Origin of the sequence: Alcanivorax sp. 1008 (assembly GCF_020667895.1) — a bacterium.
Classification (GTDB): Bacteria; Pseudomonadota; Gammaproteobacteria; order Pseudomonadales; family Alcanivoracaceae; genus PGZG01.
In genome coordinates this window covers 365,600-392,237 of the sequence record NZ_JAFMPS010000002.1, presented here as the reverse complement: position 1 = coordinate 392,237, position 26,638 = coordinate 365,600, and the positions used below count along the sequence as shown (strand labels likewise).

The following is a 26,638-nucleotide window of genomic DNA, read 5'->3' as shown; positions in this document are numbered from 1 at the left end:
CCGCTGTGGGGGAACCTGTTTCCCTGCAAGATTGGTTGTTTTCGCGGCAGTTAAACAGGATTTTGCAAAGCCGCTGCGTCCGCGGTGGATTCCGGTAGAATGCCTGCCCTATGAATGACATCAGCGAACTCCTCGATGGTCTGAATGCGGCTCAGCGCGATGCGGTGGCTGCAGATGACCGCGCATTGCTGGTTTTGGCTGGAGCTGGCTCCGGCAAAACCCGTGTACTGGTACACCGCATTGCCTTTCTGGTGGCCACCGAGCAGGTGACCCCATTTGGTTTGTTAGCGGTTACTTTCACTAACAAGGCCGCCCACGAGATGCGTGGCCGTATTGAGCAGCTGCTGGAGATGCCTGCCAGTGGCATGTGGGTCGGCACCTTCCATGGCATTGCCCATCGCCTGCTGCGGGCCCACTGGCAGGAGGCAAAACTACCTGAAGCCTTCGAGATCCTCGATAGTCAGGATCAGCTCAGCCTGATCAAACGGGTCATGAAGGAGCTGGGCCTGGATGAGCAGCGTTGGCCACCGCGTCAGTCCCAGTGGTTTATCAACGGGCAGAAGGACGAAGGTATCCGGGCAGCCCATATTGAGCATCACGGCGATTTATTCCTGAAAACCATGCAGAAGCTTTATTTCGCCTATGAGGAGGCCTGCGAGCGCGCCGGGCTGGTGGATTTCAACGAACTGCTTCTGCGCGCTTTGGAGCTGATCCGCGATAATGACGACTTGAGAGGCCATTATCAGCGACGTTTCCGGCATATTCTGGTTGATGAGTTTCAGGACACCAACGCCATCCAGTATGCCTGGCTACGCCTGCTGGCCGGTGGCGGCGCGGCCATTACCATTGTCGGTGACGATGACCAGTCGATCTATGGCTGGCGTGGAGCCAAGATCGAGAATATCCGCCGGCTGGGGCAGGACTTTCCTGCCTTGCGCACGGTGCGGCTGGAGCAAAACTACCGCTCCACCGGCACTATCCTGCAGGCCGCCAATGCGGTCATTGACCACAACAGCGATCGGCTGGGTAAGGAGCTGTGGACAGAAATTGGCGATGGTGACCCGATTCGTCTGTATGCCGGCTTCAATGAAGTGGATGAGGCGCGCTTTATTGCTGGCAAGATTCAGAGTCTTGTTGGCCAGGGCGTTAACCGTCAGGAGTGCGCCGTACTGTATCGCTCCAATGCCCAGTCCCGGGTACTTGAGGAGGCTTTTCTGCAAGCCGGCATTGCCTACCGAATCTACGGCGGGCAGCGCTTCTTCGAGCGCGCCGAAATCAAGAATGCCCTCGCATATCTGCGTCTGATCAGCAGCCGCGACGCCGACGCCGCCTTCGAGCGGGTGGTCAATACCCCAACCCGTGGTATCGGCGCCAAGACCATCGAGCTGGTGCGTGAGCAAGCGCGCGCCGCCGGCTCATCGTTGTGGCGTGCCGCCAGTGATCTGATCGCCTCCGGCCAGCTGCCCGGGCGCGCTGCCACATCCCTCGGTGTGTTTATGGATCTGGTCAACCGACTGGACGAACACAGTCAGACCCTGTCGCTGCGTGAGCAAACCGAATATGTCATTGATGCCAGCGGGCTAATCGAATTTCATCGAGCTGAGAAAGGGGAGAAGGGTCAGCAGCGCGAAGAAAACTTACGGGAATTGATCAGCGCCACCGGCGAGTTTGATGATGATGAAGTGCCGGAGGGCGTCAATGTGCTGACCGCTTTCCTTGATCATGCAGCGCTGGAGTCTGGAGAAGGTCAGGCCGCTGAGCATGAAGATGCGGTGCAGATGATGACCCTGCACTCAGCCAAGGGTCTGGAGTTCCCGGTGGTATTTATTGCCGGTATGGAGGAAGGCCTATTTCCTCATCAGATGTCTGCGGACGAGCCGGGGCGCATGGAAGAAGAGCGCCGGCTTTGCTACGTCGGCATTACCCGGGCGATGCGTGAGCTGTATATGACATGGGCAGAGTCCCGTCGTTTGTATGGCTCCGAGACGTTCAACTCACCGTCCCGTTTTATCCGGGAAATTCCTGCGGCGCTGGTGGAAGAAGTGCGTGCCCGTGGTAATTTCAGTCGGCCGGTGGCTGCTTCATCTACCAGCACGGGCAAGAGCTCTGCAGATGGCTATAGTCTTGGCATGCGGGTGTCCCATCCGAAATTCGGCGATGGCACTATTATTCACTTTGAAGGGCAAGGGCCGAATGCCCGGCTGCAAATTAATTTTGACCGGGTCGGCAGCAAGTGGCTGGTGAGCCAGTACGCCCGTCTGGACGTAATATAAAAAATCGCGCGGTAACCAGCGCTAACAGGAGTTCATGATGGATCGTCGCAAATTCCTTTCTACCCTGGGTCTTGGTGCGGCTGCGGCCGCTGTTGCTGGCTGTGGGCAAACTGATTGTGGTCCAGAGGCCGGCGGCGACACGCGTAAGTATCGCTGGAAGCTGGTGACCACCTGGCCAAAAAACTACCCCGGTCTTGGCACCAGCCCGGAGCGCTTTGCCGAAATGGTGAAAGCCATGTCGAATGGCCGTATGGAGATCAAGGTATTTGGTGCCAATGAACTGGTGCCACCGTTCGAAGTGTTTGATGCGGTTTCACAGGGCAGCGCCGAGATGGGCCACGGCGCCGCCTATTACTGGAAGGGCAAACATCCCGCGGCGCCGTTTTTTACCGCTGTTCCGTTTGGTTTTACTGCGCAGGAAATGAATGGCTGGTTACATCATGGCGGCGGTCAGCAGCTGTGGGATGAGCTATATGCGGGCTTCAATCTGAAGCCATTTGCAGCCGGCAATACCGGCACCCAGATGCCCGGCTGGTACAACAAGGAAATCAATTCCGTAGATGATCTAGCCGGCCTGAAGATTCGCATGCCCGGCCTCGGTGGTGAGGTTATCAAGCGCGCCGGTGCGGTGCCGGTACAGCTGCCCGGCGGCGAACTCTTCACCGCATTGGAAAGCGGTGTAATCGATGCTGCTGAGTGGGTCGGCCCGTATAACGATCTTACTTTCGGCTTTCACCGAATCGCCAAGTTCTATTATTACCCGGGTTGGCATGAGCCGGGCCCGACGCTGGAGCTGATCATCAATAAGGAAATGTGGGATGGGCTACCGGATGACCTGCAGGCCATCATTCGTGCCGCCGCCATGTGGTCAAATCAGGACATGCTTGATGAATACACCGCGCGCAATAATGCAGCGTTGATCGAGTTGCAGGAGAAACACAAAGTACAGCTGCGGCGCTTGCCAGATGATGTGCTGGCGCGCCTGAAAGTGGAAAGTGATGCAGTATTGAAGGATCTGGTAGCGGACAATGACTTTGCCAGTCGTGTTTATGATTCGTTCCGCGCTTTTGAGAAAGGCGTGCGCAACTATGCCAACGTGGCCGAGTTGTCGTATATGAATGCTCGTCAGTTGCTTGCCGGGGATTGACGGCTTTCAGCCAGTAAGCGGTTTTTCTATCGGGGGGTTGGGTTATGCGTTGGAGCTTTTTGCTGTTGTTGTCGGTGATCATGGCCGGCTGCGGAAATGATCCGGCGCCTCAGGCAAAGGATCGTTTGGCAGCCTGGCAGCCTGATCTGGATGGTCCGATTGCTGAAATGGAGGCACTACTGCAGACCTTGAGCCAGCAGAAGCATATTAATCGGGTGTCTGCCAATTTAGCCGTGCTTCATGATGCCAAGCTTTACCAGATTTACATTAACCAGCTTGCTGGCCTGTCCGGAGAGCAGCGGTCGGAGTTTAAGAAAGAGCAACGGCAGTGGCTGAAAAAACGTGAGCGAGTTACCCGTGAGGCTGCTGATCAGTTTCGCAGTGGGTCCATTGCCGCATTTATCGGTAATCAGGCGTTTATCGATGAAACCCGTTTGCGTGTTGAGTTGCTTGAGTTACATCGGCAGGAGTAATTATCTGCCGGTGCCGGGCCACCATAGCTTTTTCTCAGCGAAGGGCGTGTCTTCGGGCAGAAACGGGTTGTCCAGCCGGATCACTCGTCTACGTAGTATGTTGGCTTTGCCAAAGGCGTTGGCATTGACCGGGTGCTGACGAAAAAGTTTATCGAAGCTGCCATCTTCAATGGCAATACGTAGCCCTTTTTCCAGGCGCGTTGCTAGTTCCGTATTCTGTGAATTAACGAAGAAGTATTCGGCAGTCGGGTAATAAAGTAGTAGCCCCTCCTCCACGGCCAGACCCATATCTGTTCTGCTGGCCAGATCATCCCATGGCTCATTGATGGCGCGCGGCAAGTAATCGAAACGGCCTTTCTGTAACAGACGGAAAAGACTGTCGTAATCATGTTTCCCTTCAATCGATAATCCATTGGCTCTGAATACTTCCGTATCAGGCCAGTCATGGCCTTGCCCGGCGCGCAGTTCGAGCAGCTTGTCGATGGTCTGCATACGTCGGAACCAGGGCTGATCTTCGCCACGGATAATAAGCAGACGATAGCCCGTCAGTCCTTTCATCAGAGGAATACGGATGGCCCGATTTTGCTTTTCCCTTTCGATGCTGGTCGCGCTCCAGACAATATCGATGCCATCGTTATTGCTGAGCCGTTGCAGTGCCTCATTCCGGGGTATGGCTTGTGCCGCTGGCTCCAGGCGCCATGCACCTTGATCGGCGGTCTTTTCCAGTGCCAGAGCCAGTACTGCAAGGAAATAGTCGTTACCGGCGTCGTCGGCAGGCTCACCGCTGAAGTGACGTATGACCACCTCCGCAGATAGCGGTGTGGCAAGGAGCATCAGCAGAAAGAATGCCAGTCGAATCACGCGCAGTTGTCCTTGGGCACGGGGCGGGTGCGACCGGTCTCATCAATCGCAACAAAGGTGAACTGGCCTTCAGTTACTTTGGCGCGGTGGTCGTTATGGTCTGTTATCCACACTTCTACCAGAATTTTCATTGAGCTGCGCCCCACATCAAGCAATTGCGTGTGGCAGCTTATTACCGAGCCAATGGGAACCGGCCGTAAAAATGCCATGCTATCAATCGCCACCGTGGCCACTCGACCACGGGCAACCTTGCGCGCACTTACCGCACCTGCCAGATCCATCTGCGAAACCAGCCAGCCTCCAAAGATATCGCCGTTGAAATTGGCGTCCGCCGGCATGGCGATGGTTTGCAGGGCAAGCTCGCCAGCTGGCAGCGGTTCCTGATCGTCGTCAAACATGGTCACTCCTTTGTTATTGTCCGTAGACCTGAGTTGGCAGCCAAGTGGCCAGCGTTGGCCACAGTGCTAGTACCCCAAGCATCAGTAGCTGAATAACAATGAAAGGTACCACACCCTTGTAAATCTGCATCGTGGCAACTTCCTCCGGGGCAACGCCGCGCAGGTAAAACAGGGCAAAGCCGAATGGTGGTGTCAGGAACGAGGTCTGCAGATTCAGGGCAATCATCACGCCAAGCCAAATCGGGTCGACCCCCATTGCCAGCAGCACTGGCGCCACGATTGGCACCACCACAAAGGTGATTTCGATAAAGTCGAGGATAAAGCCCAGCAGAAAGATCAGTGCCATCACCAGCAAGGTGGCGCCAAATACGCCGCCGGGAATTTTTTCGAACAGCAGGTGAACCGCCTCTTCGCCACCGAAGCCTCGAAATACCAGAGAGAAAATCGACGCGCCGATAAGAATCATGAAAACCATGGCGGTGACTCGCACGGTGGCGCGCATCACTTCCTGTAAAGTGAGCAGACTGAGCTGGCGATTTACCAGTGCCAGCAACAAGGCGCCAAAGGCGCCAACTCCGGCAGCCTCAGTGGGGGTGGCCTTGCCGGTGAGAATCGAGCCGAGCACCAGAAAAATCAGTAGCAACGGCGGCACCAGTCCGGTGATCAATTGCTTGAGTAAGGGGCCCTGCTCCTGACCCAGCGCAGCGCGGTCCACCGCCGGGGCGTCCTGAGGCCGAACCAGCGCATGGCCAAACATATAGAGGATATACAGGCCTACCAGCACCAGCCCGGGAATCAACGCGCCAACGAACAGGTCGCCCACCGACACGGTAGTGGTAGACCACAGGCCCATTTTCAGCTGTGCCTGCTGGTAGGAGGTCGAGATCACATCGCCAAGCAGCACCAGTGCAATTGATGGCGGAATAATTTGTCCCAGAGTGCCGGTGGCGCAGATCAGGCCGCTGGCCAGTTCCGGTTTGTAGCCCAACTTGAGCATGCTGGGCAGGGCCAGCAGCCCCATGGTCACTACGGTGGCGCCGACGATGCCAGTGCTGGCGGCAAGCAGCGCACCGACTACGATAATGGCAATACCCAGTCCGCCAGGTAGCGGCCCCATCAGCCGGGCCATGCTGGTGAGCAGGTTTTCAGCTACCCGGGATTTCTCCAGCATCACCCCCATAAAGACAAATAGCGGCACTGCCATCAGGCTTTGATTGCCAACGATGCCGAACAGCCGATTGGGGATAAAGGTGAGGTCCTGCCCGTGGAATGTGCCCGTGGCCATGCCAATCAGAGCAAAGATCAGCGCCACGCCCCCCAGCGTAAAGGCCACCGGATAGCCGGCAATAAGGGTGGCGCACACCACCACAAACATCAGCAGCGGGATCAGTTCCACGCGGAGCCCTCCTCGGCCGGCTTATCGGCGTCCGGCTCAGCTGGACTGCCTAATTTGAGGGTGGCGCGCAGCGCTTCGGCCAGAGCCTGCACGATAAGCAGTGCCGGCATGATCAGCAGCAGAGTTTTCAGTACATATACGAAGGGCAGGCCGCCGGCGTCAGCAGAACCTTCCTGGCGCTGCCAGCTGACTACCACATAGTCGAAGCAGGTCACCAGAATCAGCACGCACAGGGGTAGCAGAAATAGCAGGGTGCCCAGCAGGTCCACCCAGGCGCGCTGTTTGTGGCCGAAGCGGCGATAGAAAATATCCACCCGTACATGCTCATCGCAGCGCAGAGTGTAGGCGATGCCCAGCATAAACAGGGCACCGTGCAGGTACAGCTGGGCCTCCTGCATGGCGATACTGCCGAAGCCAAAAGCATAGCGCAGTAAAACGATCAGGCTGGTAAGAATAACCAGTCCCAGTGCCAGCCAGGCCACGGCGTGGCCAAAGGCGAGGCTGAAGCGATCCAGCCGGTGCAGTATCCGGTGTGCAGTATCCACCTGCTTGTCCCTCGACGGCGCGGCCCGCAGGCCGCCAAAATCAGGGGGCAGTATAGAAGGGCGGTGCCACAAGGTCAGCCGCTTTTGCTGATCCGCCTGGCCGGGTGAGAATCTGAAAATAACGGCTTTATGTCACCGGGCTGTCATATTCACCTCCTAGACTCGTTTTTGCTCAACAAGCAGACGCCGTTTACCGGCACGATTTTTCCATTGGAGGCTAGATCCCATGAAACTGAAAGCCACTCTTGCCGGCCTGGCAACTGTACTGGCCATCACCAGTGCCCCGGCCATTGCAGCATCCCGCGACACCATTTCCATTGTTGGTTCCTCTACCGTGTACCCGTTCTCCACCACCGTAGCAGAGCGCTTCGGTAAGGGTGGCAAGTTTGCCACTCCTAAGGTTGAGTCCACCGGTACCGGCGGCGGCATGAAGCTGTTCTGCGCTGGTGTAGGCACCGAGCACGCTGATATGACCGGCGCGTCACGCCGCATCAAGAAGTCCGAGTTCGATACCTGCCAGACCAACGGGGTAAAGGAAATCGTTGAAATGAAGATCGGCTTCGACGGCATCGTTGTAGCTAACTCCAGCAAGGGCGAGGCTTACAAGCTGACCCTGAAGGACATCTTCCTGGCTCTGGCCAAGGATGTGCCGAATGCTGATGGCAGCGCGCTGATCCCGAACCCGAACAAGACCTGGAAAGACGTTAACCCGGCTCTGCCAGCGGACAAGATCGAAGTGCTCGGCCCACCGCCGACCTCCGGTACCCGTGATGCCTTTAACGAACTGGCGATGGAAGGCGGTTGTGCCACTATCCCGATGATCAAGGCTATGAAAGCGGTGGATAAGAAGAAGTTCGAAGCAGTTTGTCGTGGTATCCGTGAAGACGGCCACTACATCGAAGCTGGTGAGAATGACAACCTGATCGTGCAAAAGCTGGACGCCAACCCGAAAGCACTGGGTATCTTCGGCTACAGCTTCCTCGACCAGAACCGTGGCAAGGTGCAGGGCTCCATCATTGACGGCGTAGAGCCGACCTTTGAGAACATTGCTTCTGCTGACTATCCGGTATCCCGCTCCATGTACGTGTATGCCAAGAAGGCTCACATCGGTGTGATTCCGGGCATCGAAGAGTATCTGGCCGAGTTCTCCTCTGAGAAGGCCTGGGGTGACGAGGGTTACCTGACCGACAAGGGTCTGATCCCGATGCCGAAGGCGGACCGCAAGGCCATGGCCAAGTCCATCAAGATGCTGACTCCGCTGGATGGCAGCGTACTGTAAGACAGTCGCGGCAAGGGGCGGGCATCAGCCCGCCCATCTGGTTAGAATGCGGACCCGGCTAGCGCCGGGTTTGCTGCGCCACAGGTAGACAGATTTTTCAGCAGAAGGTGTCCGACGGCACCTTGCGCTGAGAGATTCGGAGAAAGGTTCATGCAGGCAGGTAATCTGGTACTGCTGTTGGTTGCCCTCGGGGCAGTCTTCTACTTTTTCGGTTGGCGCCGATCCTATGCGGTTTCAGCGCCGCTTGGCGGCGTCCGTCATCTGCACTCATTGCCGGGCTACTATGCCTCTTTGGCGGCGGTATGGTGCGTATTGCCCGCGCTGGCTCTGCTTGGCCTGTGGCTGATAATTGATGATGCGGTGATTCGCACCAACCTGATGGCCTCTCTGCCATCTTCGATTCAGCCTGCCAACGAAGTTGATTACAACCTGCTGCTTAATCAGATACGCAATGTGGCTGGCGGTGCCCTGAACCCGGCATTTGTGCCAGCGGAAGTGGTCGCTGCGGCCGAGCAGCTTGTTGCCATGCAAGCGCGCAACCAGCAGATGATGAGCATCGCTTTCGTAAGCATCGCCGTGCTTGGTGGTGTCTGGGGCTGGTCCCGAGTACAGCCTCGCCTGCGTGCTCGCCAGCAGGTTGAGTCAGTAATGAAGTGGATGCTGATGGGCAGTGCCACGGTGGCCATTCTGACTACACTGGGAATTGTTCTCTCGGTACTGTTTGAGTCCATCCGTTTCTTCCAGAAAGTTTCCCCTGTGGAGTTCCTGTTCGGCCTGCAGTGGAGCCCGCAGATCGCCCTGCGTGCCGACCAGGTCGGTGCCACCGGTGCATTTGGTGCGGTGCCACTATTTGCCGGTACCTTGCTTATTTCGTTTATCGCCATGTGCGTGGCGGTGCCGGTCGGACTGATGTCGGCAATTTATTTGGCCGAATACGCGCACAGAAATGTCCGCGCCTGGGCTAAGCCAATTCTGGAAATCCTCGCTGGTGTGCCCACTGTGGTGTACGGTTTTTTTGCTGCGCTAACCGTGGCGCCAGCGATTCGCGGCTTTGGCGAGAGCATGGGCCTTACCGTAGCGTCAGAGAGCGCCCTGGCCGCAGGCTTGGTAATGGGCATCATGATCATCCCGTTTATTTCTTCGCTGGCGGATGACGTGATCACTGCCGTGCCGCGCGCCATGCGCGATGGCTCGCTGGCGCTCGGCGCCACCCAGAGTGAAACCATCAAGCGTGTGGTTATTCCGGCAGCACTACCGGGCATCATGGGCGGCATCCTGCTGGCGGTATCCCGCGCCATTGGTGAAACCATGATTGTGGTGATGGCCGCCGGTTTGGCCGCCAACTTGACCGCTAACCCGCTGGAGGCGGTGACCACTATTACTGTGCAGATCGTTACTCTGCTGGTGGGTGATCAGGAATTCGACTCTGCCAAGACGCTAGCCGCATTCGCGCTTGGCCTGATGCTGTTTATTGTCACTCTGGGCCTGAACGTCATTGCCCTGAAGATCGTCAAAAAATATCGGGAACAATATGAGTAAGACGACCGAGCAAGTTCGTAAATCACTGAAAGCCCGCTACAGTTCGGAAAAGCGTTTCCGTGCCTTTGGCATCACTGCGGTGGCATTCGGGTTGCTGGCGGTGGTGGTGCTGTTTACTGACATTATCAGTAAGGGCACCTCCGCATTCGTTGAAACCTATATCCAGCTGGAAATTCACTGGGATCCGGAGGAGCTGGGCATAGATGATCCGACTGATCCAGATCAGATTAACGTTGCTGATTACGATGCACTGATCAAGGCTGCGCTGCGCGAACGTTTCCCGGAAGTGGAAGGACGCCTTGACCGTCGTGCGCTGTATCAGCTGGTTTCTTCCGGTGCGGGATTCAAATTACGCGACCAACTGGCAGCTAACCTGGATCTGCTCGGCACCACCCAGACCCAGTGGCTTCTCGCTGATGACGACGTAGATATATTTATCAAGGCAGATGTTGAAGATCGGCAAAGCAAGCGCTTGCCGGAAGTGGCCCGTCCCTGGGTGGAAGCTCTGGAGCGTGATGGCCAAACCGACATTCAGTGGAATGCATCTTTCTTTAGCCATGGCGACTCCCGGGAGCCTGAGCAGGCTGGCGTCTGGGCAGCGGTAACCGGCTCGTTTTTCACCATGTTGGTGACCTTGGCGCTGGCCTTCCCCATCGGTGTTGCCGCGGCGGTCTATCTGGAAGAGTTTGCTCCGAAGAATCGTTTTACCGACTTCATTGAAGTGAATATCAATAACCTCGCAGCGGTGCCATCGATTATTTTCGGTCTGCTTGGTCTGGCCATCTTTATCAATCTGTTCGGCTTGCCCCGTTCAGTGCCGCTGGTAGGCGGTTTGGTGCTCACCCTAATGACCCTGCCCACTATCATTATTTCCGCCCGCGCCTCGATTAAATCCGTGCCGCCCAGCATCCGCGAAGCGGCGCTGGGAATGGGTGCTTCACGCATGCAGATGGTGATGCACCATGTTCTGCCGCTGGCCATGCCGGGCATGCTCACCGGCGCCATTATCGGTATGGCTCAGGCGCTCGGGGAAACCGCGCCCCTGCTGATGATCGGCATGGTGGCCTTTATTGTTGATATCCCAGGTGGCCCGCTGGATGCATCCACGGTTCTGCCGGTACAGATTTATCTATGGGCAGACAGCCCGGAGGCCTCGTTCGTCGCCCTGACGTCGGCGGCCATCATGGTGCTGCTGGCTTTCCTGATCACCATGAACACCTTGGCAGTGCTGCTACGCAAGCGCCTTGAGCGCCGCTGGTAATCCGGACGGAGGAGTGACAGATGGAAACGGCACAGAAGTTGAATGATACTGCCCAGACTAATCCGGCAGCGCGCATGGCACAGGAACCCGAGACAATGAATCAGAGAATCCCGTATCCGGAACGCACCATCGGCAAGCCGCTGTGCGACGATCCGAAGATGAGCATGCGAAATGTGGATGTATTCTATGGCGATTCGCAGGCCATCTATGGCGTTGACCTGGATATTGGCAAGAACGAAGTGATTGCCCTGATCGGTCCGTCAGGCTGTGGCAAGTCCACCTTTCTGCGCTGCCTGAACCGGATGAACGACACCATCGATATCTGCAAGGTGAAAGGTTCGTTCATGCTTGAGCAGGACAATATCTATGATCCCAAGCTGGACGTGGTTGAATTGCGTGCTCGGGTTGGCATGGTGTTTCAGAAGCCCAATCCATTTCCCAAGTCTATCTATGAAAACGTTGCCTATGGCCCACGACTGCACGGCCTGGCGAACAAGAAGTTTGAGCTGGATGAGATTGTTGAGAGCAGCTTGCGCAAGGCTGGCCTATGGGACGAAGTAAAGGACCGTCTTGATCAGCCGGGTACTGGTTTGTCCGGTGGTCAGCAGCAGCGCCTGTGTATTGCGCGCTCCATTGCGGTGAGCCCGGAAGTGGTATTGATGGACGAGCCCTGTTCAGCGCTGGACCCCATTGCCACCGCCAAAATCGAAGAGCTGATTGACGAGCTTTCCGGCCAGTACACCATCGCCATTGTTACGCACTCCATGCAACAGGCCGCCCGGGTGTCGCAGCGTACTGCCTATTTCCACCTTGGTCGTCTGATTGAAGTGAATGACACTAATACAGTATTTACCGCGCCGGAGCATGCGCTCACGGAAGCCTACATCACCGGCCGGTTTGGCTGATCCTGACAGGAGAGTTTTATGGATCGCTCGCATTTTGGTCAGCATAGTTCCAGTCAGTTCAATGATGAAATGGAGTCCATCCGTTCACACCTGATGGAGATGGGTGGATTGGTGGAGAAGCAGGTTATTGATGCGCTGCAGTCTTTGCTGCAGGCAGACTCTGAGCTTGCTGAACGGGTGCTGGAAAACGAAGATAAGGTGGATTCGCTGGAGAAGTTGATCGATGGCGAATGTGCCCGGGTATTGGCGTTGCGTCAGCCTGCGGCATCGGATCTGCGCATGATTATTTCGGTAACCAAGTGCGTGTCTGACCTGGAGCGCATCGGTGACGAAGCCGCTAAAGTGGCAAAAATGTCACTGGAGTTGGCGGAGCAGGGCGAGTCACCGCGCGGTTATGTGGAAGTACGTCATATCGGTAACCATGTGCGCACCATGCTTGGTGATGCACTGGACGCCTTTGCCCGCTTTGATGTTCAAAAGGCGGTGGACGTTGCCGCAGAAGATAACGAAGTGGATCTGGAGTATCGCTCGGCCATGCGGGCTCTGGTGACTTTCATGATGGAAGATCCTCGCTCGATTTCCAGCGTGCTGAATATTATCTGGTCGCTACGGGCGCTGGAGCGTATTGGCGACCATGCCAAGAATATCGCTGAGCAGTTGATCTATATGGTTAAGGGCAAGGATGTGCGGCATATTTCTGTGGATGAAGTGGCGCGTCACGCCGACGTATCACGACCCAAGTAAGTCGAGTATCAAGCCGCGCTTCGGCGCGGTTTTTTACTTGCCTGTATATTCGGATATCCGAATGTAATGGAGAGGTTATGACGCCATTGCAGCTATGCAAATGTCTGGCGGACGAAACCAGGCTGAAGATTGTTATGCGGGTGCGCCAGCATGGCGAGCTGTGTGTCTGTGATCTGGTGGACACACTGGGCCAGCCGCAGCCCACCGTGTCGCGACATCTTGCGCAGCTGCGAGACTGCGGCTTGCTGGCAGTGCGCAAGGATGCCCAGTGGGTCTATTACCGCTTGCATGAAGGTTTGCCGCAATGGGCACAGGAGGTGTTGCAAAGCCTGCAGGCTCCAGCGGCTAAACAGTTTCCCGTCAAGCCGGAGCAGCGCTCCGGATGTTGTTGAGCCTCGGAGTGATCTGATGGAATTACCAATTCGTGTTGTCTTTCTTTGCACCGGAAATTCTTGCCGCTCGATCATAGCGGAGTCCCTCGCCAATCAGCTTGGAGGCGGCAAGCTGGTGGCATTTAGTGCCGGTAGCTTTCCCACCGGTAGTGTTAATCCCGGTGCTCTGGCAGTGCTCGCTCGGCACCAGGTGCCTGCGGGGAATCCGCGTTCGAAATCCTGGGATGAGCTGGCGGACGATAACATTCATCTTGCCATTACCGTGTGTGATGCCGCCGCTGGTGAAGCCTGCCCGGTTTGGATGGGCAGCTCGTTACGCGCCCATTGGGGGGTGGCGGACCCGGCCCACGTAGAGGGTGATGCGGACACCATTGCTCGCGCTTTTGAGCGTACGTTCGATGAAATGAAACAACGCATCGAAGCCATGCTGACTTTGCCATTAGAGAGCATGCAGCCGACGGACTTGGTTGCAGCGCTTGCTGATATCCAGCGCCGTCTGGAAACATCTGAATGAACTCGCAGGAGTGCAATGGCAATGGGTCTATTTGAGCGCTATCTGACTGTCTGGGTGGGCCTGTGTATCGCCGCTGGTGTGGGCCTTGGCCTGCTACTGCCAAACGTCTTTGCAGTGATTGCCGGCATTGAATACGCCCACGTCAATCTGGTGGTGGCGGTACTGATCTGGGCAATGATCTTCCCGATGATGGTGCAAGTCGATTTCGCCGCCATCAAGGAAATTCGCAAACAGCCACAGGGCATCTGGCTGACGCTGGTAATCAACTGGCTGATCAAGCCCTTTACCATGGCACTGCTCGGTTATGTGTTCTTCCGCGTGCTGTTTGCCGATCTGGTCGATCCGCAAAGCGCCGGCGAGTACATTGCCGGCATGATCCTGCTCGGCGTCGCGCCCTGTACCGCCATGGTGTTTGTCTGGTCGCAACTGACCAAGGGCGACCCTAACTACACTTTGGTGCAGGTGTCAGTAAACGACATCATTATGATCTTTGCCTTCGCGCCGATTGCGGCGCTGTTGCTCGGCATCAGTGACATTATTGTGCCGTGGCAAACCCTGCTGTTATCCGTAATCCTTTATGTGCTTCTGCCGCTTGTCGCTGGCGCTGTGGTGCGTCACCGGTTTCTGGCTAATGGTGGCGAACAGGCATTGGATAAATTCATTCACCGGATAAAGCCGGGCTCCATAATTGGTTTGCTGCTGACGGTGGTGCTGTTGTTCGGTTTTCAGGCCGGCACTATTGTCGCCAAGCCTTTTGTTATTCTGCTGATTGCCATCCCATTGATGATTCAGACCTACGGAATCTTTGCCATTGCCTATGCGGCGGCCAAGGTGATGAAGTTGCCGCACCGAATCGCCGCCCCAGCCTGCATGATCGGCACCTCCAATTTTTTTGAACTTGCGGTCGCCGTAGCAATATCGTTGTTCGGCTTGAACTCTGGCGCGGCGTTAGCCACGGTAGTGGGCGTGCTGGTAGAGGTGCCGGTAATGCTGTCGCTGGTTGCCATCGCTAACCGCACCCGCCACTGGTTCCCGGAATAACATCATGAATGAATTCCCCGCCCTCGAAGACGCCCACTTCCGCATGCTTGATCAACAGCGCCTTGAGCCCATACAGCGCGCCAGCCATGCACCGCGCATCGCACTGCTTTACGGATCGCTACGAGAGCGCTCATTCAGCCGACTGGTGGTGCAGGAGTCCGCACGCCTGCTGGAAAAGATGGGCTGTGAAACCCGCATCTTTGACCCGCATGGCCTGCCGTTACCGGATAGCGAAGACGCCAGCCACGCAAAAGTGCAGGAGCTGCGTGATCTGGTGAGCTGGAGCGAAGGTATGGTCTGGTGCTCGCCGGAGCGCCACGGCGCCATGACAGGCATAATGAAGGCGCAGATCGACTGGATCCCGCTATCGATCGGTGCCGTGCGGCCAACTCAGGGTAAAACTCTGGCAGTGATGCAGGTATGCGGTGGCTCGCAATCATTCAATGCGGTGAATCAGCTACGCGTGCTCGGCCGATGGATGCGCATGATCACCATCCCCAACCAATCCTCGGTAGCCAAGGCATTCCTTGAGTTCGATGAGAACGATCGTATGAAGCCGTCCGGCTACTACGATCGTATTGTTGATGTGATGGAGGAGCTGGTGAAGTTCACCTGGCTAACCCGCGACCGCAGCGACTACCTTGTCGATCGATACTCTGAACGCAAGGAAAGCGCCGAACAGCTAATCAAGCGCGTTAACCAGAAAGACCTGTAGGGCCGTCCCTGGAAGATCAGCCTAGAAGATCAGTGTTGCCACGCCCAGTGCGATAAACAGCACTGCACTGATTCGATGGGCCCATTGCTCGAGCGTTGGGTTGCGCACCCGGTTGCCCAGCCAAATAACAGGAACGTTCGCTGCCAGCATGCCCAGAGTAGTGCCGCTAAGCACGGCAACAAAGTACTCCGGGAAGCGTGCCGCAAGAGCCACCGTTGCCACCTGAGTCTTGTCGCCAATCTCGGCCAGAAAGAACAGCACCAGAGACGCCATAAACGGCCCCCAGCGTTGACCATCCAGCGAATCATCATCCTTGTCCGGGATCAGCATCCAGATCCCCAAAGCGATAAAGCTGCCGGCCAGAGTCCACTGCAGCCAGTTGTCCGGCAACCACTCGGCAAGCCACACGCCCAGCCACGCCGACAGCCCGTGATTGGCCAGCGTCGCCACGGTAATGCCCGCCAGAATCGGCCAATGCACCCGATAGCGACAGGCCAGCGCAAAGGCCAGCAGCTGAGTTTTGTCACCGATTTCGCCAAGCGTGACCAGCGACAGTGAGGCGAGGAAGGCTTCCATAAAACGATCTCCGGCGGGACAGGGACACGAGACGCCGCACCCGTCCCGCCTGGGAGGTGCAGTGTCTCGGGTCTCGTCGGTCTCCGCGGAGCGGAGATGCGGGCGCCATGCACGGATGCAAGTTTGTTGACGACCGCCAGCGTCGGGGCTGTAACTACTCCCCCAAGGACGCGGCAATGGTAGAGATTCGACCGAATCCGGGCAAGTGCTATGCTGGCCGCTTTATTGAGGAGCGCACCATGACCGACGAACGCCTGCTGGATATCGAAACCACCATCGCCTACCAGGATGACCTGCTCAACGCCCTGAACCGCACGGTGGCCGAGCAGGTGATACGCATCGACACCCTGGAGAAGCAGCTGCGCTTCGCCACCGAGCAACTGCAGCAGATCGCTGAGCTGTTGGTGTCGATGAATATTGTTGACGAGAAGCCGCCCCATTATTGAAGGGTGGGGCAGGCTTACAGGGGGCAAGCATTTCTACAGCATGAGAAATCGGTCGCGCGAGCATGCTGTGTTTGTCGGGGGAAGATCACGGCTTTTCCGTTGCGGCTTGGCCTCCACTACAATGCCGCGCGTGCTGGTGGCGTTAGCAAATGACTGCAACAAGACCGCTCCGGGGACCATTTCTGGACAGGAGTCAGGAAGGCGTGCCCATACTTCGCTGCCCATGTCAGTCTGACTGAGCCACTACGCCTACCATTCGTGCGAGCTGGATTTCCATGGCATACAATTTTCTTCTGAATTTCCGTTTAGCAGCAGCTCTCTTGGTTGTCAGTGCTTCGATGATGCTGGCTTCCTGCGGCGGAGGGGCGGCGGCGCAGCGCAAGCGGTATCTTCACGCGACATCTTTGTTCTAAATGACGAGGCCAGCAATACCGTCATTAATTTTTGTCACCTGCAAAAAATTTCCCCTCTTTCCTGGCTAATTACACCGAAACTGTTGTGGCGAATGCAGCCATCTCTCGTCCGGCAGAATAATAGGTTGCACAATGGGTCCAACGTAGATTATCTATGTTGCCATGGCTCAAATTACCTCACTATATGTTTACAAAGTCGTCGGTCAGGCAACACCCGGCGTAGAAACACGGGACCTGATGGGAGGGCTTGGACTGCCCGTGGACGGTCCCATTGATCCAACTCGGATGGTGTCCTCATCGGAGTTTTATGATTTTTTTGCAACTCTGGTTGATCGGGATCCTGACGGTCTTTTATTACCACTGAAGATCGGCTCCGCCATGCGAAGCGACGAGTACGGGGCTTTTGGCCTGGCCTGGAAGTCCGCACCAACCTTGTGGGACTCTTACACAAGGGCAGGGCGCTATGGCCACGTTCTGGGCAGCGCAGAAACCTATTCGCTTGAGGAAACAGCCAAGGGGTTCTTCTTCAACCTCGAAAAAGCAGGAGGGAATAGCTCAGGCATGTTGCTCTCCAATGAAGCCAGCATGGCTGCAGTGAATGCCATCAGCAAAGAGGTTAGCTCCTCAAGCTTCATGCCTCTCGCCATCTTTTTCAAGCACGCGCCGAGAGGCGATGTCGGAGTGTACGAATCTCATTTTGGTTGTCCTGTCTATTTCGAGTCGGGCCGAGATGCACTGCTGGTGAGTAAAGAAGCCATCGAAACCCCCAACAAACTGGGCGACGAATCCATCGCCCGGTTCTTTGACCAATATCTTGAGCAGCAGCTCAATTCCCGTGCTGCCCACAGCGTCTTGCAACAACAAGTCAGGCGTGCAGTCGCTAACGTGCTAAGCGAGGGCGTACCAAAGCTGTCACGGATAGCATCTGAACTGAATTTGGGCCCAAGGACATTGCAAAGGAGGCTGTCGGAGGAGGGGCATTCATTTCAAAACGTTGTTGACATGGCGCAAAAGGATCTCGCTCAACGGCTGCTTAGAGAGACAGATTACAGCCTCGCCGAGGTGGCCTTCCTGACGGGATTTGCGGAGCAGAGTACCTTTACCCGCGCCTTCAAGCGTTGGGCGGGCCAGACACCACGATCCTATCGACTCTCAACTCGCTGAAACGGAAGTTGTCGCCAGCTGCACAAACTCTGGCATGCTGAGGCAATAACCCGAGACATTGTTCCACAAAAATTGACTTGTGCCTGGATCAAAAGGAGCAAGTCAATGAAAACATCCAATCAGAAACATCAATCCATTTTTGTCGCCGGCGGCACCGGAAAGACCGGCAAGCGGGTTGTTGAGCAGCTAGAAGACCGCGGCTATGAAGTGCGAGTCGGTTCCCGCTCAGCTGTCCCCTCTTTTGACTGGAACAACGAGAAAAACTGGGAGTCCTGTCTCTCGGGTGTTACCTCAGCCTACATCACTTACTCGCCAGATCTTGCAATGCCCGGCGCCACTGACGCTATTCAAGCGTTTGCTTACCTGGCGAAGCGCCTCGGAGTGAAGCGACTCGTTCTGCTATCAGGCCGTGGTGAGGCGGAGGCGCAAGCCTGCGAGGAAATTATTAAGGACTCTGGTCTTGAATGGACCATCGTGAGGGCAAGCTGGTTTAACCAGAACTTCTCTGAAGGCGCATTCATCGACATGGTGTTGAATGGCACCATCACGTTGCCTGCAGGGAATCAGGTCGAACCGTTCGTTGATGTAGGCGACATTGCAGACGTGGCCGTTGCCGCTTTAACTGAGGATCACCACAAAGGCCGCATCTATGAGGTGACCGGGCCAAGACTCATGACATTCGCGGACGTGGCCAACGACCTTTCACTTGCGACCGGACGCGAGATTTCATTCATCAACGTACCCCACAAAAGCTTCATTGCTGAGATTGAGAACTCTGGAGCACCCAAAGATGTGGTCTGGATGCTGGATTATCTATTCGCAACGGTCCTCGATGGCCGTAACGCACATTTGACCAATGGTGTTGAACAGGCACTCGGTCGACCCGCCAAGGACTTCGCAGACTATGCGCGGGAAACGGCAGCCACGGGACTATGGGAAATCCACTAGTAACGATTCAATCATCCAAAGGGGACAAACGATGAACATTGCTTTGAACATGTTTCAGGGTGCTTTTGGCGCATACAGCTCAATTCTTCCACGTCAAGCGGCATCCAAAGCCGTTGAATGGATGACCAGCCCTCGAATCGCCCCGGAACGACGGTTGTCCTGTCAGGAACTGTTTTCCAAAAACGTTGACCTGCCGAGCGGAGCTCGACTCAGCTCATATGGAAGCGGCAGCAAGAAGATACTTTTTTTACACGGCTGGTCTGGGTGGGTCGGGCAGTTTGAGGGCCTGATCAGAGAGATCAATCCCTTTGAATACACGGTTTACGCCGTCCACCCCCTGGGACACGGCGAATCAAAAGCGGTTAGATCGCACCCAGGACGGTTCATCGAAGCATTACTCGAAACCATTGAATACCTCAATTGCAGGTTTGATGCTGCCGTAGGTCATTCACTTGGTGCAGCCGCTCTCGTCTCTGCTCAGGCACAGACCGGAAGCTTTGAAGGAATGATTCTTATCTCCAGCCCCGCAACGATTGAGGGAGTGCTGAACAGATTTGCTCGTTTTCTTAACCTCGGGAAGCGGAGCAAGAATCACTTCATCAGGGCCATGGAGAAAACCGTTGGCATGCCGGTCGAGAAGTTAAATCTGGCTTTAATCGCCGAGGCCGAGAAGATTCCGGTGCTTCTGATTCATGACAAGAATGATCAGGAAATACCTGCTTCAGAGTCCGAGAGCCTCCTGCTGGCATTCGAAAATAGCCAGATATTTCGAACCATCGGATGGGGCCACAGCCGGCTGCTTCAGAACCCCGCAGTCACTCAGAAAATCATGCAGTTTCTTGATAGTACGCCATACCGTTAAACTAAAGCTGGAGATTAGAAATGCTGGATAAATTTCTGTTAACGCTATCAATCGTGCTCTATGCCGTTGTCGTTCCTTATCTGGAAATCAACGATACCCATGTTTTTAACCCCGCGTGGGTTGCCCATGCAAAACTGCATGAGGTTTGGCAATTAATCACCAATTCGTCCCTTGGCGGGGTAGCGTTGTGGTTAACCTGGCTCACCAAGGGTGGCAGGGCACAAGCCAGCCTGATTGCATTACTTGTCACCGGAGGCTTTCTCGCGGCATATGGGATGCAGGAGCTATATGGCGGATCCATGGTGCATCCGGATGGAACGGAGAAGACGGCTTTTGGTATAAACGTCGGAGTTCTTGGATTTGGTTGGGTGTTTTTGACGAGCTTGTTCACTCTGGCCAGATCGGCTTCGAGCAAGGGGAGATCATGATCATGTTTGAAATTGTAATGATCGTGGCTGCTTTGCTTTGCACCTTAACCGCCGGGTTTGCTTTTGCTTTCGCATCGGTCGTTATGCCAGGAATTGGAAAATTGAAGGACAAGGAGTTCATCCGCGCATTTCAGGAGATCGACGGCATCATTCAAGGCGGTCAACCCGTCTTTGGGCTGGTCTGGATAGGGTCCGTCTTTGCTTTAGTGGTCGCGGCTATTCTGGCAGTCCTGCAACACGAGGGCACAATACCAACCGTGGTTAGCACCAGTGCGATCGCCTATATCCTTGGCGTACAACTGATAACTTTTCGAATAAATGTTCCACTCAATAACGCTTTGCAAACGTTGACTGTGGACGAAATGGATGAACTCTCGCTGGACTCAGCGAGGCAGTCTTTCGAACATGGATGGGTCAGATGGAATCTGGTCAGGACTGTATTTGCTTCCGTGGTTAGCGTCTTATTGGCGCTCGTTCTACTGTGGCTTTGACAGAACACGCCGACTGGGACAGACAACCCCCGATCGCGATAGAATCTGCTCGGCGGTCGGACATCAGGGCCTGCATCATGCAATGCTGGCACAAGCCTGAAAATGCCTGCGCAAGCAGGAGCAGATTACGCTCCGAATGCGGGCGTTCATTAAACGATCATCAATATAGGCGTATCCAGACGTGAGTGGCGAGCAGCCAAACAATCCATTGCACGGCGTCACTCTTGAAAAGATCGTCGTAATGCTTGTCGATCACTATGGCTGGGAAGGACTGGCGAATAGAATTAACATAAACTGCTTCAAGAACGACCCATCTGCGAAATCCAGCCTGAAGTTTTTGCGAAAAACACCATGGGCCAGAGACCGGGTAGAGAATCTTTATACCTCTACCTCTTTTCTATGAGGAAAGCGAAACAACGAATAATCAGGCGCTGCAGCGGACTCTGTAGTCCCGCCGCTTTAGTGGATACCTTCTCCAAACCGAGGAGGTGTGAAAACGCCGAAGTACAACAATCCGAGAAAGACCTGGCGGTACGCGGACGAGCTTAAGATCCGTGCTGTCGCGCTGGCGCAAAGAGTACCGGGACGGCAAGATCAGGTCTGACAGCCGCAAGCGTGTATCAGTGATGAAGAATCCCAAAACCCCCAGTACTGCAGAGCTCAACGAGATGGCTCGGGGTTTCCCGGAGCGGCTACTATGCGTGGCTAAAACGTCCCGAGAGTGCGAGAGCGCTAGAGGATCGCTGGCTGGCCCGGCGCATCGAGCAAACTCACCAAAAGAGCGAAGGCCGCTATGGTAGCCCGCGGGTGCATAAGGTATTGGCCCGGCAAGGCATCCGGGTCGGCGAGAAACGTGTGGAGCGTATTATGCGGGATGCAGGCCTGGTGGGTCGGGCGACAACGCTGTACCGGAGAATTCCCGGCCTGGAGAAGTTCTTTGCCCGCCATCAGAACCTGAGGGTGGATGCCGGTTCGCCGACGGCGGTGGATCAGCAGTGGGTTGCGGACCTGACCTATATCAGGGTCGCCAGAGAGTGGCGCTATCTGGCCACGGTAATGGATGTGTACTCGAGAAAGATCGTGGGCTGGTCTCTGGGCAAGAACAAGACAGCAGAGCTGACATTGCGTGCCCTGAAGCAGGCATTGAAGGTAAGGGTGCCGAAGTCGGGCACGATCTTCCATTCGGATCGCGGCTCTGAGTATGGCGCACACATACTGCAGAATGAGCTTGAGCGTCACGGCATTCGTTGTAGTATGAATCGACCCGGCCGTTGCACTGACAATGGACACATGGAGTCATTCTTCCACAGCCTGAAGGCGGAGCTGATCCACGGAGAGGAGTTTAGAAATGAAACGGAGCTACGACTGGCGCTATCCGGATACATCAACCAATTTTACAACCGAAGCAGGCTGCACTCCGCGTTGGGCTATCTGAGCCCGATGGAATTCGAGAGAATGGCTGCGTGAAATGAAGTGTGTCCATTTTATCGGGGGAAGATCATCCCTTCGGTCGCTGGATGCAGCCAACGCCCCTGTTGGCGACGTTAGGCGGCGAAGAGCTTGTGCTCCAAGTATGAATAATGCAACGAGAAAGCCCTCATGAACCCCTCATTCTCATCGCCCCTAAATATGGGGATTAAGCAGCTTCTGGTGGGCTTTCTCGTCTTCTGGTCAGGCTGCAGTCTAGCGGCAGGGTGGAATGATTTCGTAAGGGACATTGGGCACGGATTTAGTCTCTGGAAAACGGATAGTTTTCATGTCTGTATAGATCAGGTTGACACATACGCTCAAGTTTGCGGGGATATGAGCAACGGGAATTACGGACCTGTCTCGGGTTATTATTTTACCGATGAACATCTACTGGTCAGGACACACGGAGCCAAGCTTCGAGATAACTCAGAATATTTTAAGACTGACATTGATCGTGAACACTTTTTCCTTATCAAAAGGAAAGTGCCTAGTCACGGACAAAACACAGCCATCGGACCACTAGATCGCGATGAATTTTATGATCACCCCGCAGTGCCAGCTGAAATTCAATGGGAGCCTCCAACCCGTTTTGATTTACGCCCCCGCAATAAAGATGAAAGATCGGCACTCGAAAATGCTATTATTACCGCCATTGCATGGCCTCTCGCATTGCTAATCTTCTTTGGGCCAATCATCATCTGGCCGATTGGTATTCTTTTGGTGGTGCGGTGGATTCGTGGACGGCGGCGGATGAGAGGGCGACATAACAGCTAAAGATGTTGCCGACGTTCATACTCGCTTTGGAATCCCGAACTTGGGGATGCTTCCGCCTAACAAGCGCATGTTGTCGGGGGAAGATCAGAGACGCCCTGATTGCCGACCGGCTACTGAAGCTGACGCAGACTCATAAGGGCTGGGGCTTCGGCCTGTGCCTGAAAGTGCCCATTAAAGTGGTGGCAGATCATAGAAGTAGGTCAACACCCAGTCAGTCATCATTACTACCATTGCAGTCGGTACTATTGCGCCCAAAAGACTTCCCCACAGATGATCGCTGCCACGAACACGACTCAGGGCAAGTACAGTATTTAACCCCGGTGCTGTAAATAGAAACAATCGCAAAATAGCGATTGTTTGAACAGGTTTCTCATATAGTCGGTCGGTCATCTTTAGAATCAACGGATGTTTCACCTCATCCAATAACTGCCCCCCGACCAATCGAACCACCCAGAACGATGCGTTAACGGCGATGTTTGCCGCAATCCATACTGCAAAAAAGCCATATAGCTTCCCAAACAAAAGAGCACCTGCGACCGAGAACAAAGTCCCAGGTATATACAGCACTAAACCAATGACATAGAAGCCGATAAAGACAACAATTCCCAGCGCACCCCATTGCTTTACTGCCTCCCTAACTGCATAGGGATCTAGATTGCCAATAAGATCATTTTGTTGACCAACAAAATATGCTGCTATGAGAACCGATATAAGTGCAATGATTCGTAAATGCACAGAGGTGGGCTTAAACCCTATCGATTTGACTTGATTCACGCTCAATCTCCCTCTTCTACCATAACGATGACAATTTCTCAGAAAAACGGGTAAACATTTTTGCGATCGGGTAAATCTATACTAGACCGTTTAGTCGGCTTACATATTTAAAGTTAAATCAACTAAGTATTGTTATAAAAAACTTAGAAATACTTAACCACTATTTGTGGGCTGCCATAGCATTTAGGTAGAAGAACTATTTTCAAGCCAATAGAACAAATTTACGAGGCCAAAAGACTGCCTTTCTCTCGGCAAAGCGACGAGACGGGCATATTAAGCCTGGTTTCTATAATTTTTTCCGACAACTCCCAGCATCTGTCAGACAGATTTGAGTCCCGACTTCTGGCAGGTATGGAAACCTCTTTAAAGCGTTTATTTAGCAACACACCATTGAGATCCTTTGCTTCATCTGCTACTGCTAGCCACATCAAGCCTGCAGCCCCTCGTTCAACAGAGTGCATGAAGAAAGGTGTGTAAATTGGCGCGAGAAACTTTAGCGCGATCCCCATTTGATTGATATTGTCGGTGAGTGTGGGGCCAGGGTCAGCACTATTAAAGCGGATCTTTGGTGCTACTTCATCTTGCATATTTCGATTAAAGTACTCCATCATCAACATCATCATAACTTTGCTATTAGGGCTTGCTGTAAATCGCGCAACCGAACGCTGCAGATAACTTGCATTTTCTGGTGTCGCGAGCATTTCGAGGTTGGCCGAAGCAAAGGGGTACTGGTAACCACCTTCCGACATCGTAGCGATTACCTGTGAATCTGAGTTCAGTAAATCAGCATTTAAAAAGGCTCTAAGTAGTAAATAGTGGCCCAAGTAATTTGCTGTGTATGTATATTCCAAACCTTCTGGTGTGAGCTTGAATGGAACACTAAAAACGCCACCATTAAAAAATAAGCGATGAATAGGCACCGCTTGCTCAGTTAGACGTTGACAGAAACTGTAGACATTTTTCAAAGACGAAAGATCGCACTCTTCAAACACCAGGCGCTGTACTTGATCCTCGTCAAGCGAACTGGCTAACTCGTTGATTGTATGCCTGGTCTTTTGCTCGTTGCGGCAGGCCATAATCACTTCAGCACCGCGGATGACCAATACTCGACTGAGCTCTTTTCCAATACCGCTGCTCGCCCCGGTAACTACTACGCGCTTACCGGTTAAATCGACGTTTTCACTTACGCTCATTGCACTAGTTGCCATACAAAATTTCCTTTGTAGTGAGTGAGTTCGCTCAGGTAGTTAAACTTTTAACTCCTGCCACCATAAGTTATCGGCTTTAGGCGCCATTAAACTAATTGCCTGACCGATCATGGGGGTTACAAGCTTTACGTGATTTTCGTCAGCTAGCGTGGTGATCCTCCTGAAAGGGTCAAACCAGGCATGAAAGGCCAGGTCAAAAGTTGCATTATGAATTGGATAAAAATGACAGCCTTTTAGATCGAGGTGCGCTTGGATGGAGTCCTCTGGTAACATGTGAATATCTTGCCACGCCTTATTATAGGCTCCCGTTTCTATGAAGGTGATATCAAAGGGACCAAGGCGTTCGCCGATTTCTTTAAACCCGTCAAAGTAACCACTATCGCCACTGAAAAATAAATTCACATCAGGTGTTTCTACAGCCCAGGACGACCAGAGTCGTTTTTGGCTGTCAAATATTCCCCGACCTGAGTAATGCTGGGCGGGGGTACAGGTGAGCTTGATATTTCCAGCGTAAATAGACTCCCACCAATCCAGCTGTTCGATCTTGCTTTCTGGAACTCCCCAATGCATTAGTAAATCGCCCAGTTTCAGCGGGGTATAGAAGCGCGTTACTTTATTACTGAGCTTCAGAATTGCGGCTTTATCCAGGTGATCATAGTGATCGTGAGAAAGTAGAACGCCATCAATCGCAGGTAATTCGTCGATGTTTATCGGATTCGGGTGAAAACGTTTGGGACCAAATTTTTGAGAGGGTGATGCACGGTCACAAAAAACCGGGTCGGTCAAAAAGACTTGATTCGAGACTTTTAGCAGGAGAGTAGAATGGCAAAGTCGCCACATCGTATTGTTGGCAGCTTCTACAATATCTGCCGTCCCTATTTTTTTAATAGGCATCTCTATCTTTGGGAAAGAATGACGCGATTTTTCAGTCAAGAAACTCTCGGCCATTCTTCTTAATTTCTTGGCGCTAATAACCTGTGTTTTTTGTATATTCCTGAATTTGCCGTGACTGTATACCGCTCCGGCTGGTTTGCTTTTCTCTGTTTCTTGTGGCATCTCGTTTATCCGACTATGGCTATTCGCGTGAGCGGTTTTCCTGGGAAAGCCCCGAAGAGCCGCTTTCACAATAAGATATATATCGAAGTGTGAAACTATCCAATAATTAGATAGTTGTCAAACTATATAAATTAGATTGGTTTCCGGTATACTTACAGACGAAGACGATAGTCGACATTAGGAATCTGAGATGGATAGAGACTGCAACAAAATTAGTAAGATATTCAAAGCCTTATCTAGCCAACATCGATTGCAAATCTATCTGAAAATACTTGAGCGACAACGGGCTGAGCTTACAGAACTGACGGATAGCAGCTCAACAGCCAAGAAAGAAGGAAACTGTCAGGGTTGCTCCTTGGCGGACTTTATTAATCAGTTCAGTATCAGTGCACCGACGATTTCACACCATATCAAAGAGCTGGTTAATGCGGATCTAATTCGAGTTGAGCGTAATGGAAAATACGTGACGTGTTTTCTCAACGACGAAACTCGCGCGACGGTGGAGCAGCTTTTTAAAAGTGCCTGACAAATCCTTGATAGGTTAG

The 26,638-nt window shown here is 54.0% G+C and carries 29 protein-coding genes and 1 pseudogene; 22 read left to right on the top strand and 8 right to left on the bottom strand.

The annotated features are described in order from the left end of the window. The first annotated feature begins 110 nt into the window (after window positions 1-110). Genes uvrD through J1C54_RS04725 form a run of 3 tightly spaced genes read left to right on the top strand, consistent with a single transcriptional unit; the run spans window position 111 to window position 3,893 of the window. Entirely contained in the window at window positions 111-2,273 is a 2,163-nt protein-coding gene (gene uvrD, locus J1C54_RS04735) for a DNA helicase II (protein WP_229145164.1), read from the top strand. Window positions 2,274-2,310: 37 nt separating this feature from the next. Next, window positions 2,311-3,420: a TRAP transporter substrate-binding protein gene (locus J1C54_RS04730; RefSeq protein ID WP_229145162.1), complete on the top strand. Its 1,110-nt coding sequence runs from the start codon at window positions 2,311-2,313 to the stop codon at window positions 3,418-3,420. Window positions 3,421-3,464: 44 nt separating this feature from the next. After that, window positions 3,465-3,893 (top strand): lysozyme inhibitor LprI family protein, encoded by a 429-nt coding sequence (locus J1C54_RS04725; RefSeq protein ID WP_229145155.1) that lies wholly within the window; start codon window positions 3,465-3,467, stop codon window positions 3,891-3,893. Here the strand turns inward: J1C54_RS04725 and J1C54_RS04720 are convergent, their stop codons facing one another. The 4 genes from J1C54_RS04720 to J1C54_RS04705 are packed head-to-tail and all read right to left on the bottom strand — an operon-like array spanning window position 3,894 to window position 7,093. Next, window positions 3,894-4,754, bottom strand: coding sequence for a transporter substrate-binding domain-containing protein (locus J1C54_RS04720; protein ID WP_229145147.1), 861 nt, complete (start codon window positions 4,752-4,754; stop codon window positions 3,894-3,896). It abuts the gene before it with no gap. Then, window positions 4,751-5,152: an acyl-CoA thioesterase gene (locus J1C54_RS04715; protein WP_229145141.1), complete on the bottom strand. Its 402-nt coding sequence runs from the start codon at window positions 5,150-5,152 to the stop codon at window positions 4,751-4,753. Before J1C54_RS04715 ends, J1C54_RS04720 begins: the two co-directional genes overlap by 4 nt. Window positions 5,153-5,165: 13 nt before the next feature. Further along, the gene (locus J1C54_RS04710; protein WP_229145136.1) at window positions 5,166-6,548 is read right to left on the bottom strand and encodes a TRAP transporter large permease subunit; all 1,383 of its coding nucleotides are present in this window, start codon (window positions 6,546-6,548) and stop codon (window positions 5,166-5,168) included. After that, on the bottom strand, window positions 6,539-7,093 hold the full coding sequence (locus tag J1C54_RS04705; protein WP_229145135.1) for a TRAP transporter small permease subunit: 555 nt from the start codon (window positions 7,091-7,093) through the stop codon (window positions 6,539-6,541). The genes J1C54_RS04710 and J1C54_RS04705 overlap by 10 nt, the downstream gene beginning before the upstream one ends. A 226-nt stretch (window positions 7,094-7,319) precedes the next feature. Here J1C54_RS04705 and J1C54_RS04700 point away from each other — a divergent pair, with 226 nt between their 5' ends. From J1C54_RS04700 to arsH, 9 genes are all read left to right on the top strand, one after another. After that, window positions 7,320-8,372 carry a substrate-binding domain-containing protein gene (locus tag J1C54_RS04700; RefSeq protein WP_229145128.1) on the top strand — a complete coding sequence of 351 codons (1,053 nt, stop codon included), beginning with the start codon at window positions 7,320-7,322 and terminating at the stop codon, window positions 8,370-8,372. A 150-nt stretch (window positions 8,373-8,522) separates the two neighbouring features. Next, complete coding sequence (gene pstC / locus J1C54_RS04695) at window positions 8,523-9,911, top strand: phosphate ABC transporter permease subunit PstC (protein ID WP_229145127.1); 1,389 nt, start codon at window positions 8,523-8,525, stop codon at window positions 9,909-9,911. Further along, window positions 9,904-11,172, top strand: a complete 1,269-nt coding sequence (pstA, locus tag J1C54_RS04690) for a phosphate ABC transporter permease PstA (protein WP_229145100.1) — start codon at window positions 9,904-9,906, stop codon at window positions 11,170-11,172. The genes pstC and pstA overlap by 8 nt, the downstream gene beginning before the upstream one ends. Before the next feature lie 20 nt (window positions 11,173-11,192). Beyond that, the gene (gene pstB, locus J1C54_RS04685) at window positions 11,193-12,077 is read left to right on the top strand and encodes a phosphate ABC transporter ATP-binding protein PstB (protein WP_229145091.1); all 885 of its coding nucleotides are present in this window, start codon (window positions 11,193-11,195) and stop codon (window positions 12,075-12,077) included. A gap of 18 nt (window positions 12,078-12,095) precedes the next feature. Continuing rightward, window positions 12,096-12,821 carry a phosphate signaling complex protein PhoU gene (phoU, locus tag J1C54_RS04680; RefSeq protein ID WP_229145081.1) on the top strand — a complete coding sequence of 242 codons (726 nt, stop codon included), beginning with the start codon at window positions 12,096-12,098 and terminating at the stop codon, window positions 12,819-12,821. Between the two features lie 77 nt (window positions 12,822-12,898). Beyond that, window positions 12,899-13,213, top strand: coding sequence for a metalloregulator ArsR/SmtB family transcription factor (locus tag J1C54_RS04675; RefSeq protein WP_229145076.1), 315 nt, complete (start codon window positions 12,899-12,901; stop codon window positions 13,211-13,213). Window positions 13,214-13,229: 16 nt separating this feature from the next. Further along, complete coding sequence (locus J1C54_RS04670) at window positions 13,230-13,727, top strand: arsenate reductase ArsC (protein ID WP_229145066.1); 498 nt, start codon at window positions 13,230-13,232, stop codon at window positions 13,725-13,727. 21 nt (window positions 13,728-13,748) lie between these two features. Continuing rightward, window positions 13,749-14,768 (top strand): ACR3 family arsenite efflux transporter, encoded by a 1,020-nt coding sequence (arsB, locus tag J1C54_RS04665; protein WP_229145532.1) that lies wholly within the window; start codon window positions 13,749-13,751, stop codon window positions 14,766-14,768. Between the two features lie 4 nt (window positions 14,769-14,772). Further along, entirely contained in the window at window positions 14,773-15,483 is a 711-nt protein-coding gene (gene arsH, locus J1C54_RS04660; protein ID WP_229145055.1) for an arsenical resistance protein ArsH, read from the top strand. Window positions 15,484-15,504: 21 nt separating this feature from the next. Here the strand turns inward: arsH and J1C54_RS04655 are convergent, their stop codons facing one another. After that, window positions 15,505-16,059, bottom strand: a complete 555-nt coding sequence (locus tag J1C54_RS04655; protein ID WP_229145042.1) for a TMEM165/GDT1 family protein — start codon at window positions 16,057-16,059, stop codon at window positions 15,505-15,507. A 107-nt stretch (window positions 16,060-16,166) separates the two neighbouring features. Here J1C54_RS04655 and J1C54_RS04650 point away from each other — a divergent pair, with 107 nt between their 5' ends. The 9 genes and pseudogenes from J1C54_RS04650 (at window position 16,167) to J1C54_RS04610 (ending at window position 23,055) form a co-directional block, all read left to right on the top strand. Further along, window positions 16,167-16,505 (top strand): SlyX family protein, encoded by a 339-nt coding sequence (locus J1C54_RS04650; protein ID WP_229145036.1) that lies wholly within the window; start codon window positions 16,167-16,169, stop codon window positions 16,503-16,505. A 575-nt stretch (window positions 16,506-17,080) separates the two neighbouring features. After that, window positions 17,081-18,082: an AraC family transcriptional regulator gene (locus tag J1C54_RS04645; protein WP_229145031.1), complete on the top strand. Its 1,002-nt coding sequence runs from the start codon at window positions 17,081-17,083 to the stop codon at window positions 18,080-18,082. Between the two features lie 105 nt (window positions 18,083-18,187). Continuing rightward, window positions 18,188-19,030, top strand: a complete 843-nt coding sequence (locus J1C54_RS04640) for an NAD(P)H-binding protein (protein WP_229145025.1) — start codon at window positions 18,188-18,190, stop codon at window positions 19,028-19,030. 31 nt (window positions 19,031-19,061) lie between these two features. Continuing rightward, window positions 19,062-19,892, top strand: a complete 831-nt coding sequence (locus J1C54_RS04635) for an alpha/beta fold hydrolase (protein ID WP_229145021.1) — start codon at window positions 19,062-19,064, stop codon at window positions 19,890-19,892. A gap of 20 nt (window positions 19,893-19,912) precedes the next feature. Then, complete coding sequence (locus J1C54_RS04630) at window positions 19,913-20,320, top strand: hypothetical protein (protein ID WP_229145015.1); 408 nt, start codon at window positions 19,913-19,915, stop codon at window positions 20,318-20,320. 2 nt (window positions 20,321-20,322) lie between these two features. Then, window positions 20,323-20,811 carry a DUF1772 domain-containing protein gene (locus J1C54_RS04625; protein ID WP_229145011.1) on the top strand — a complete coding sequence of 163 codons (489 nt, stop codon included), beginning with the start codon at window positions 20,323-20,325 and terminating at the stop codon, window positions 20,809-20,811. A gap of 181 nt (window positions 20,812-20,992) precedes the next feature. Continuing rightward, window positions 20,993-21,214 (top strand): VF530 family protein, encoded by a 222-nt coding sequence (locus J1C54_RS04620; protein WP_229145005.1) that lies wholly within the window; start codon window positions 20,993-20,995, stop codon window positions 21,212-21,214. Window positions 21,215-21,301: 87 nt separating this feature from the next. After that, window positions 21,302-22,278: pseudogene (locus J1C54_RS04615) on the top strand (IS3 family transposase). Window positions 22,279-22,410: 132 nt separating this feature from the next. Then, the gene (locus J1C54_RS04610) at window positions 22,411-23,055 is read left to right on the top strand and encodes a hypothetical protein (RefSeq protein ID WP_229145000.1); all 645 of its coding nucleotides are present in this window, start codon (window positions 22,411-22,413) and stop codon (window positions 23,053-23,055) included. Window positions 23,056-23,226: 171 nt separating this feature from the next. Here J1C54_RS04610 and J1C54_RS16700 read toward each other — a convergent pair whose 3' ends face one another. From J1C54_RS16700 to J1C54_RS04595, 3 genes are all read right to left on the bottom strand, one after another. Beyond that, window positions 23,227-23,829 carry a TVP38/TMEM64 family protein gene (locus tag J1C54_RS16700; RefSeq protein ID WP_370635609.1) on the bottom strand — a complete coding sequence of 201 codons (603 nt, stop codon included), beginning with the start codon at window positions 23,827-23,829 and terminating at the stop codon, window positions 23,227-23,229. 221 nt (window positions 23,830-24,050) lie between these two features. Then, window positions 24,051-25,037 carry an SDR family NAD(P)-dependent oxidoreductase gene (locus tag J1C54_RS04600; RefSeq protein WP_229144989.1) on the bottom strand — a complete coding sequence of 329 codons (987 nt, stop codon included), beginning with the start codon at window positions 25,035-25,037 and terminating at the stop codon, window positions 24,051-24,053. A gap of 39 nt (window positions 25,038-25,076) precedes the next feature. After that, a complete protein-coding gene (locus J1C54_RS04595; protein ID WP_229144969.1) occupies window positions 25,077-26,093 on the bottom strand; it encodes an MBL fold metallo-hydrolase in 1,017 nt (338 codons plus the stop codon). 190 nt (window positions 26,094-26,283) lie between these two features. Here J1C54_RS04595 and J1C54_RS04590 point away from each other — a divergent pair, with 190 nt between their 5' ends. Then, a complete protein-coding gene (locus J1C54_RS04590) occupies window positions 26,284-26,619 on the top strand; it encodes a helix-turn-helix transcriptional regulator (protein WP_229144961.1) in 336 nt (111 codons plus the stop codon). The last annotated feature ends 19 nt before the right edge of the window (window positions 26,620-26,638 follow it).

What these genes read in the sequence shown, in the direction of transcription:
- J1C54_RS04640 (WP_229145025.1), top strand. Translation starts at nt 18,188, where the DNA reads ATGAAAACATCCAATCAGAAACATCAATCCATTTTTGTCGCCGGCGGC.
- pstB (WP_229145091.1), top strand. Translation starts at nt 11,193, where the DNA reads ATGGAAACGGCACAGAAGTTGAATGATACTGCCCAGACTAATCCGGCA.
- J1C54_RS04635 (WP_229145021.1), top strand. Translation starts at nt 19,062, where the DNA reads ATGAACATTGCTTTGAACATGTTTCAGGGTGCTTTTGGCGCATACAGC.
- J1C54_RS04590 (WP_229144961.1), top strand. Translation starts at nt 26,284, where the DNA reads ATGGATAGAGACTGCAACAAAATTAGTAAGATATTCAAAGCCTTATCT.
- J1C54_RS04610 (WP_229145000.1), top strand. Translation starts at nt 22,411, where the DNA reads ATGAACCCCTCATTCTCATCGCCCCTAAATATGGGGATTAAGCAGCTT.
- arsH (WP_229145055.1), top strand. Translation starts at nt 14,773, where the DNA reads ATGAATGAATTCCCCGCCCTCGAAGACGCCCACTTCCGCATGCTTGAT.
- J1C54_RS04670 (WP_229145066.1), top strand. Translation starts at nt 13,230, where the DNA reads ATGGAATTACCAATTCGTGTTGTCTTTCTTTGCACCGGAAATTCTTGC.
- pstC (WP_229145127.1), top strand. Translation starts at nt 8,523, where the DNA reads ATGCAGGCAGGTAATCTGGTACTGCTGTTGGTTGCCCTCGGGGCAGTC.
- J1C54_RS04625 (WP_229145011.1), top strand. Translation starts at nt 20,323, where the DNA reads ATGTTTGAAATTGTAATGATCGTGGCTGCTTTGCTTTGCACCTTAACC.
- J1C54_RS04595 (WP_229144969.1), bottom strand. Translation starts at nt 26,093, where the DNA reads ATGCCACAAGAAACAGAGAAAAGCAAACCAGCCGGAGCGGTATACAGT.
- J1C54_RS04700 (WP_229145128.1), top strand. Translation starts at nt 7,320, where the DNA reads ATGAAACTGAAAGCCACTCTTGCCGGCCTGGCAACTGTACTGGCCATC.
- arsB (WP_229145532.1), top strand. Translation starts at nt 13,749, where the DNA reads ATGGGTCTATTTGAGCGCTATCTGACTGTCTGGGTGGGCCTGTGTATC.
- J1C54_RS04725 (WP_229145155.1), top strand. Translation starts at nt 3,465, where the DNA reads ATGCGTTGGAGCTTTTTGCTGTTGTTGTCGGTGATCATGGCCGGCTGC.
- J1C54_RS04715 (WP_229145141.1), bottom strand. Translation starts at nt 5,152, where the DNA reads ATGTTTGACGACGATCAGGAACCGCTGCCAGCTGGCGAGCTTGCCCTG.
- J1C54_RS04645 (WP_229145031.1), top strand. Translation starts at nt 17,081, where the DNA reads ATGGCTCAAATTACCTCACTATATGTTTACAAAGTCGTCGGTCAGGCA.
- J1C54_RS04655 (WP_229145042.1), bottom strand. Translation starts at nt 16,059, where the DNA reads ATGGAAGCCTTCCTCGCCTCACTGTCGCTGGTCACGCTTGGCGAAATC.
- uvrD (WP_229145164.1), top strand. Translation starts at nt 111, where the DNA reads ATGAATGACATCAGCGAACTCCTCGATGGTCTGAATGCGGCTCAGCGC.
- phoU (WP_229145081.1), top strand. Translation starts at nt 12,096, where the DNA reads ATGGATCGCTCGCATTTTGGTCAGCATAGTTCCAGTCAGTTCAATGAT.
- J1C54_RS04600 (WP_229144989.1), bottom strand. Translation starts at nt 25,037, where the DNA reads ATGGCAACTAGTGCAATGAGCGTAAGTGAAAACGTCGATTTAACCGGT.
- J1C54_RS04630 (WP_229145015.1), top strand. Translation starts at nt 19,913, where the DNA reads ATGCTGGATAAATTTCTGTTAACGCTATCAATCGTGCTCTATGCCGTT.
- J1C54_RS04730 (WP_229145162.1), top strand. Translation starts at nt 2,311, where the DNA reads ATGGATCGTCGCAAATTCCTTTCTACCCTGGGTCTTGGTGCGGCTGCG.
- J1C54_RS04675 (WP_229145076.1), top strand. Translation starts at nt 12,899, where the DNA reads ATGACGCCATTGCAGCTATGCAAATGTCTGGCGGACGAAACCAGGCTG.
- pstA (WP_229145100.1), top strand. Translation starts at nt 9,904, where the DNA reads ATGAGTAAGACGACCGAGCAAGTTCGTAAATCACTGAAAGCCCGCTAC.
- J1C54_RS04650 (WP_229145036.1), top strand. Translation starts at nt 16,167, where the DNA reads ATGCACGGATGCAAGTTTGTTGACGACCGCCAGCGTCGGGGCTGTAAC.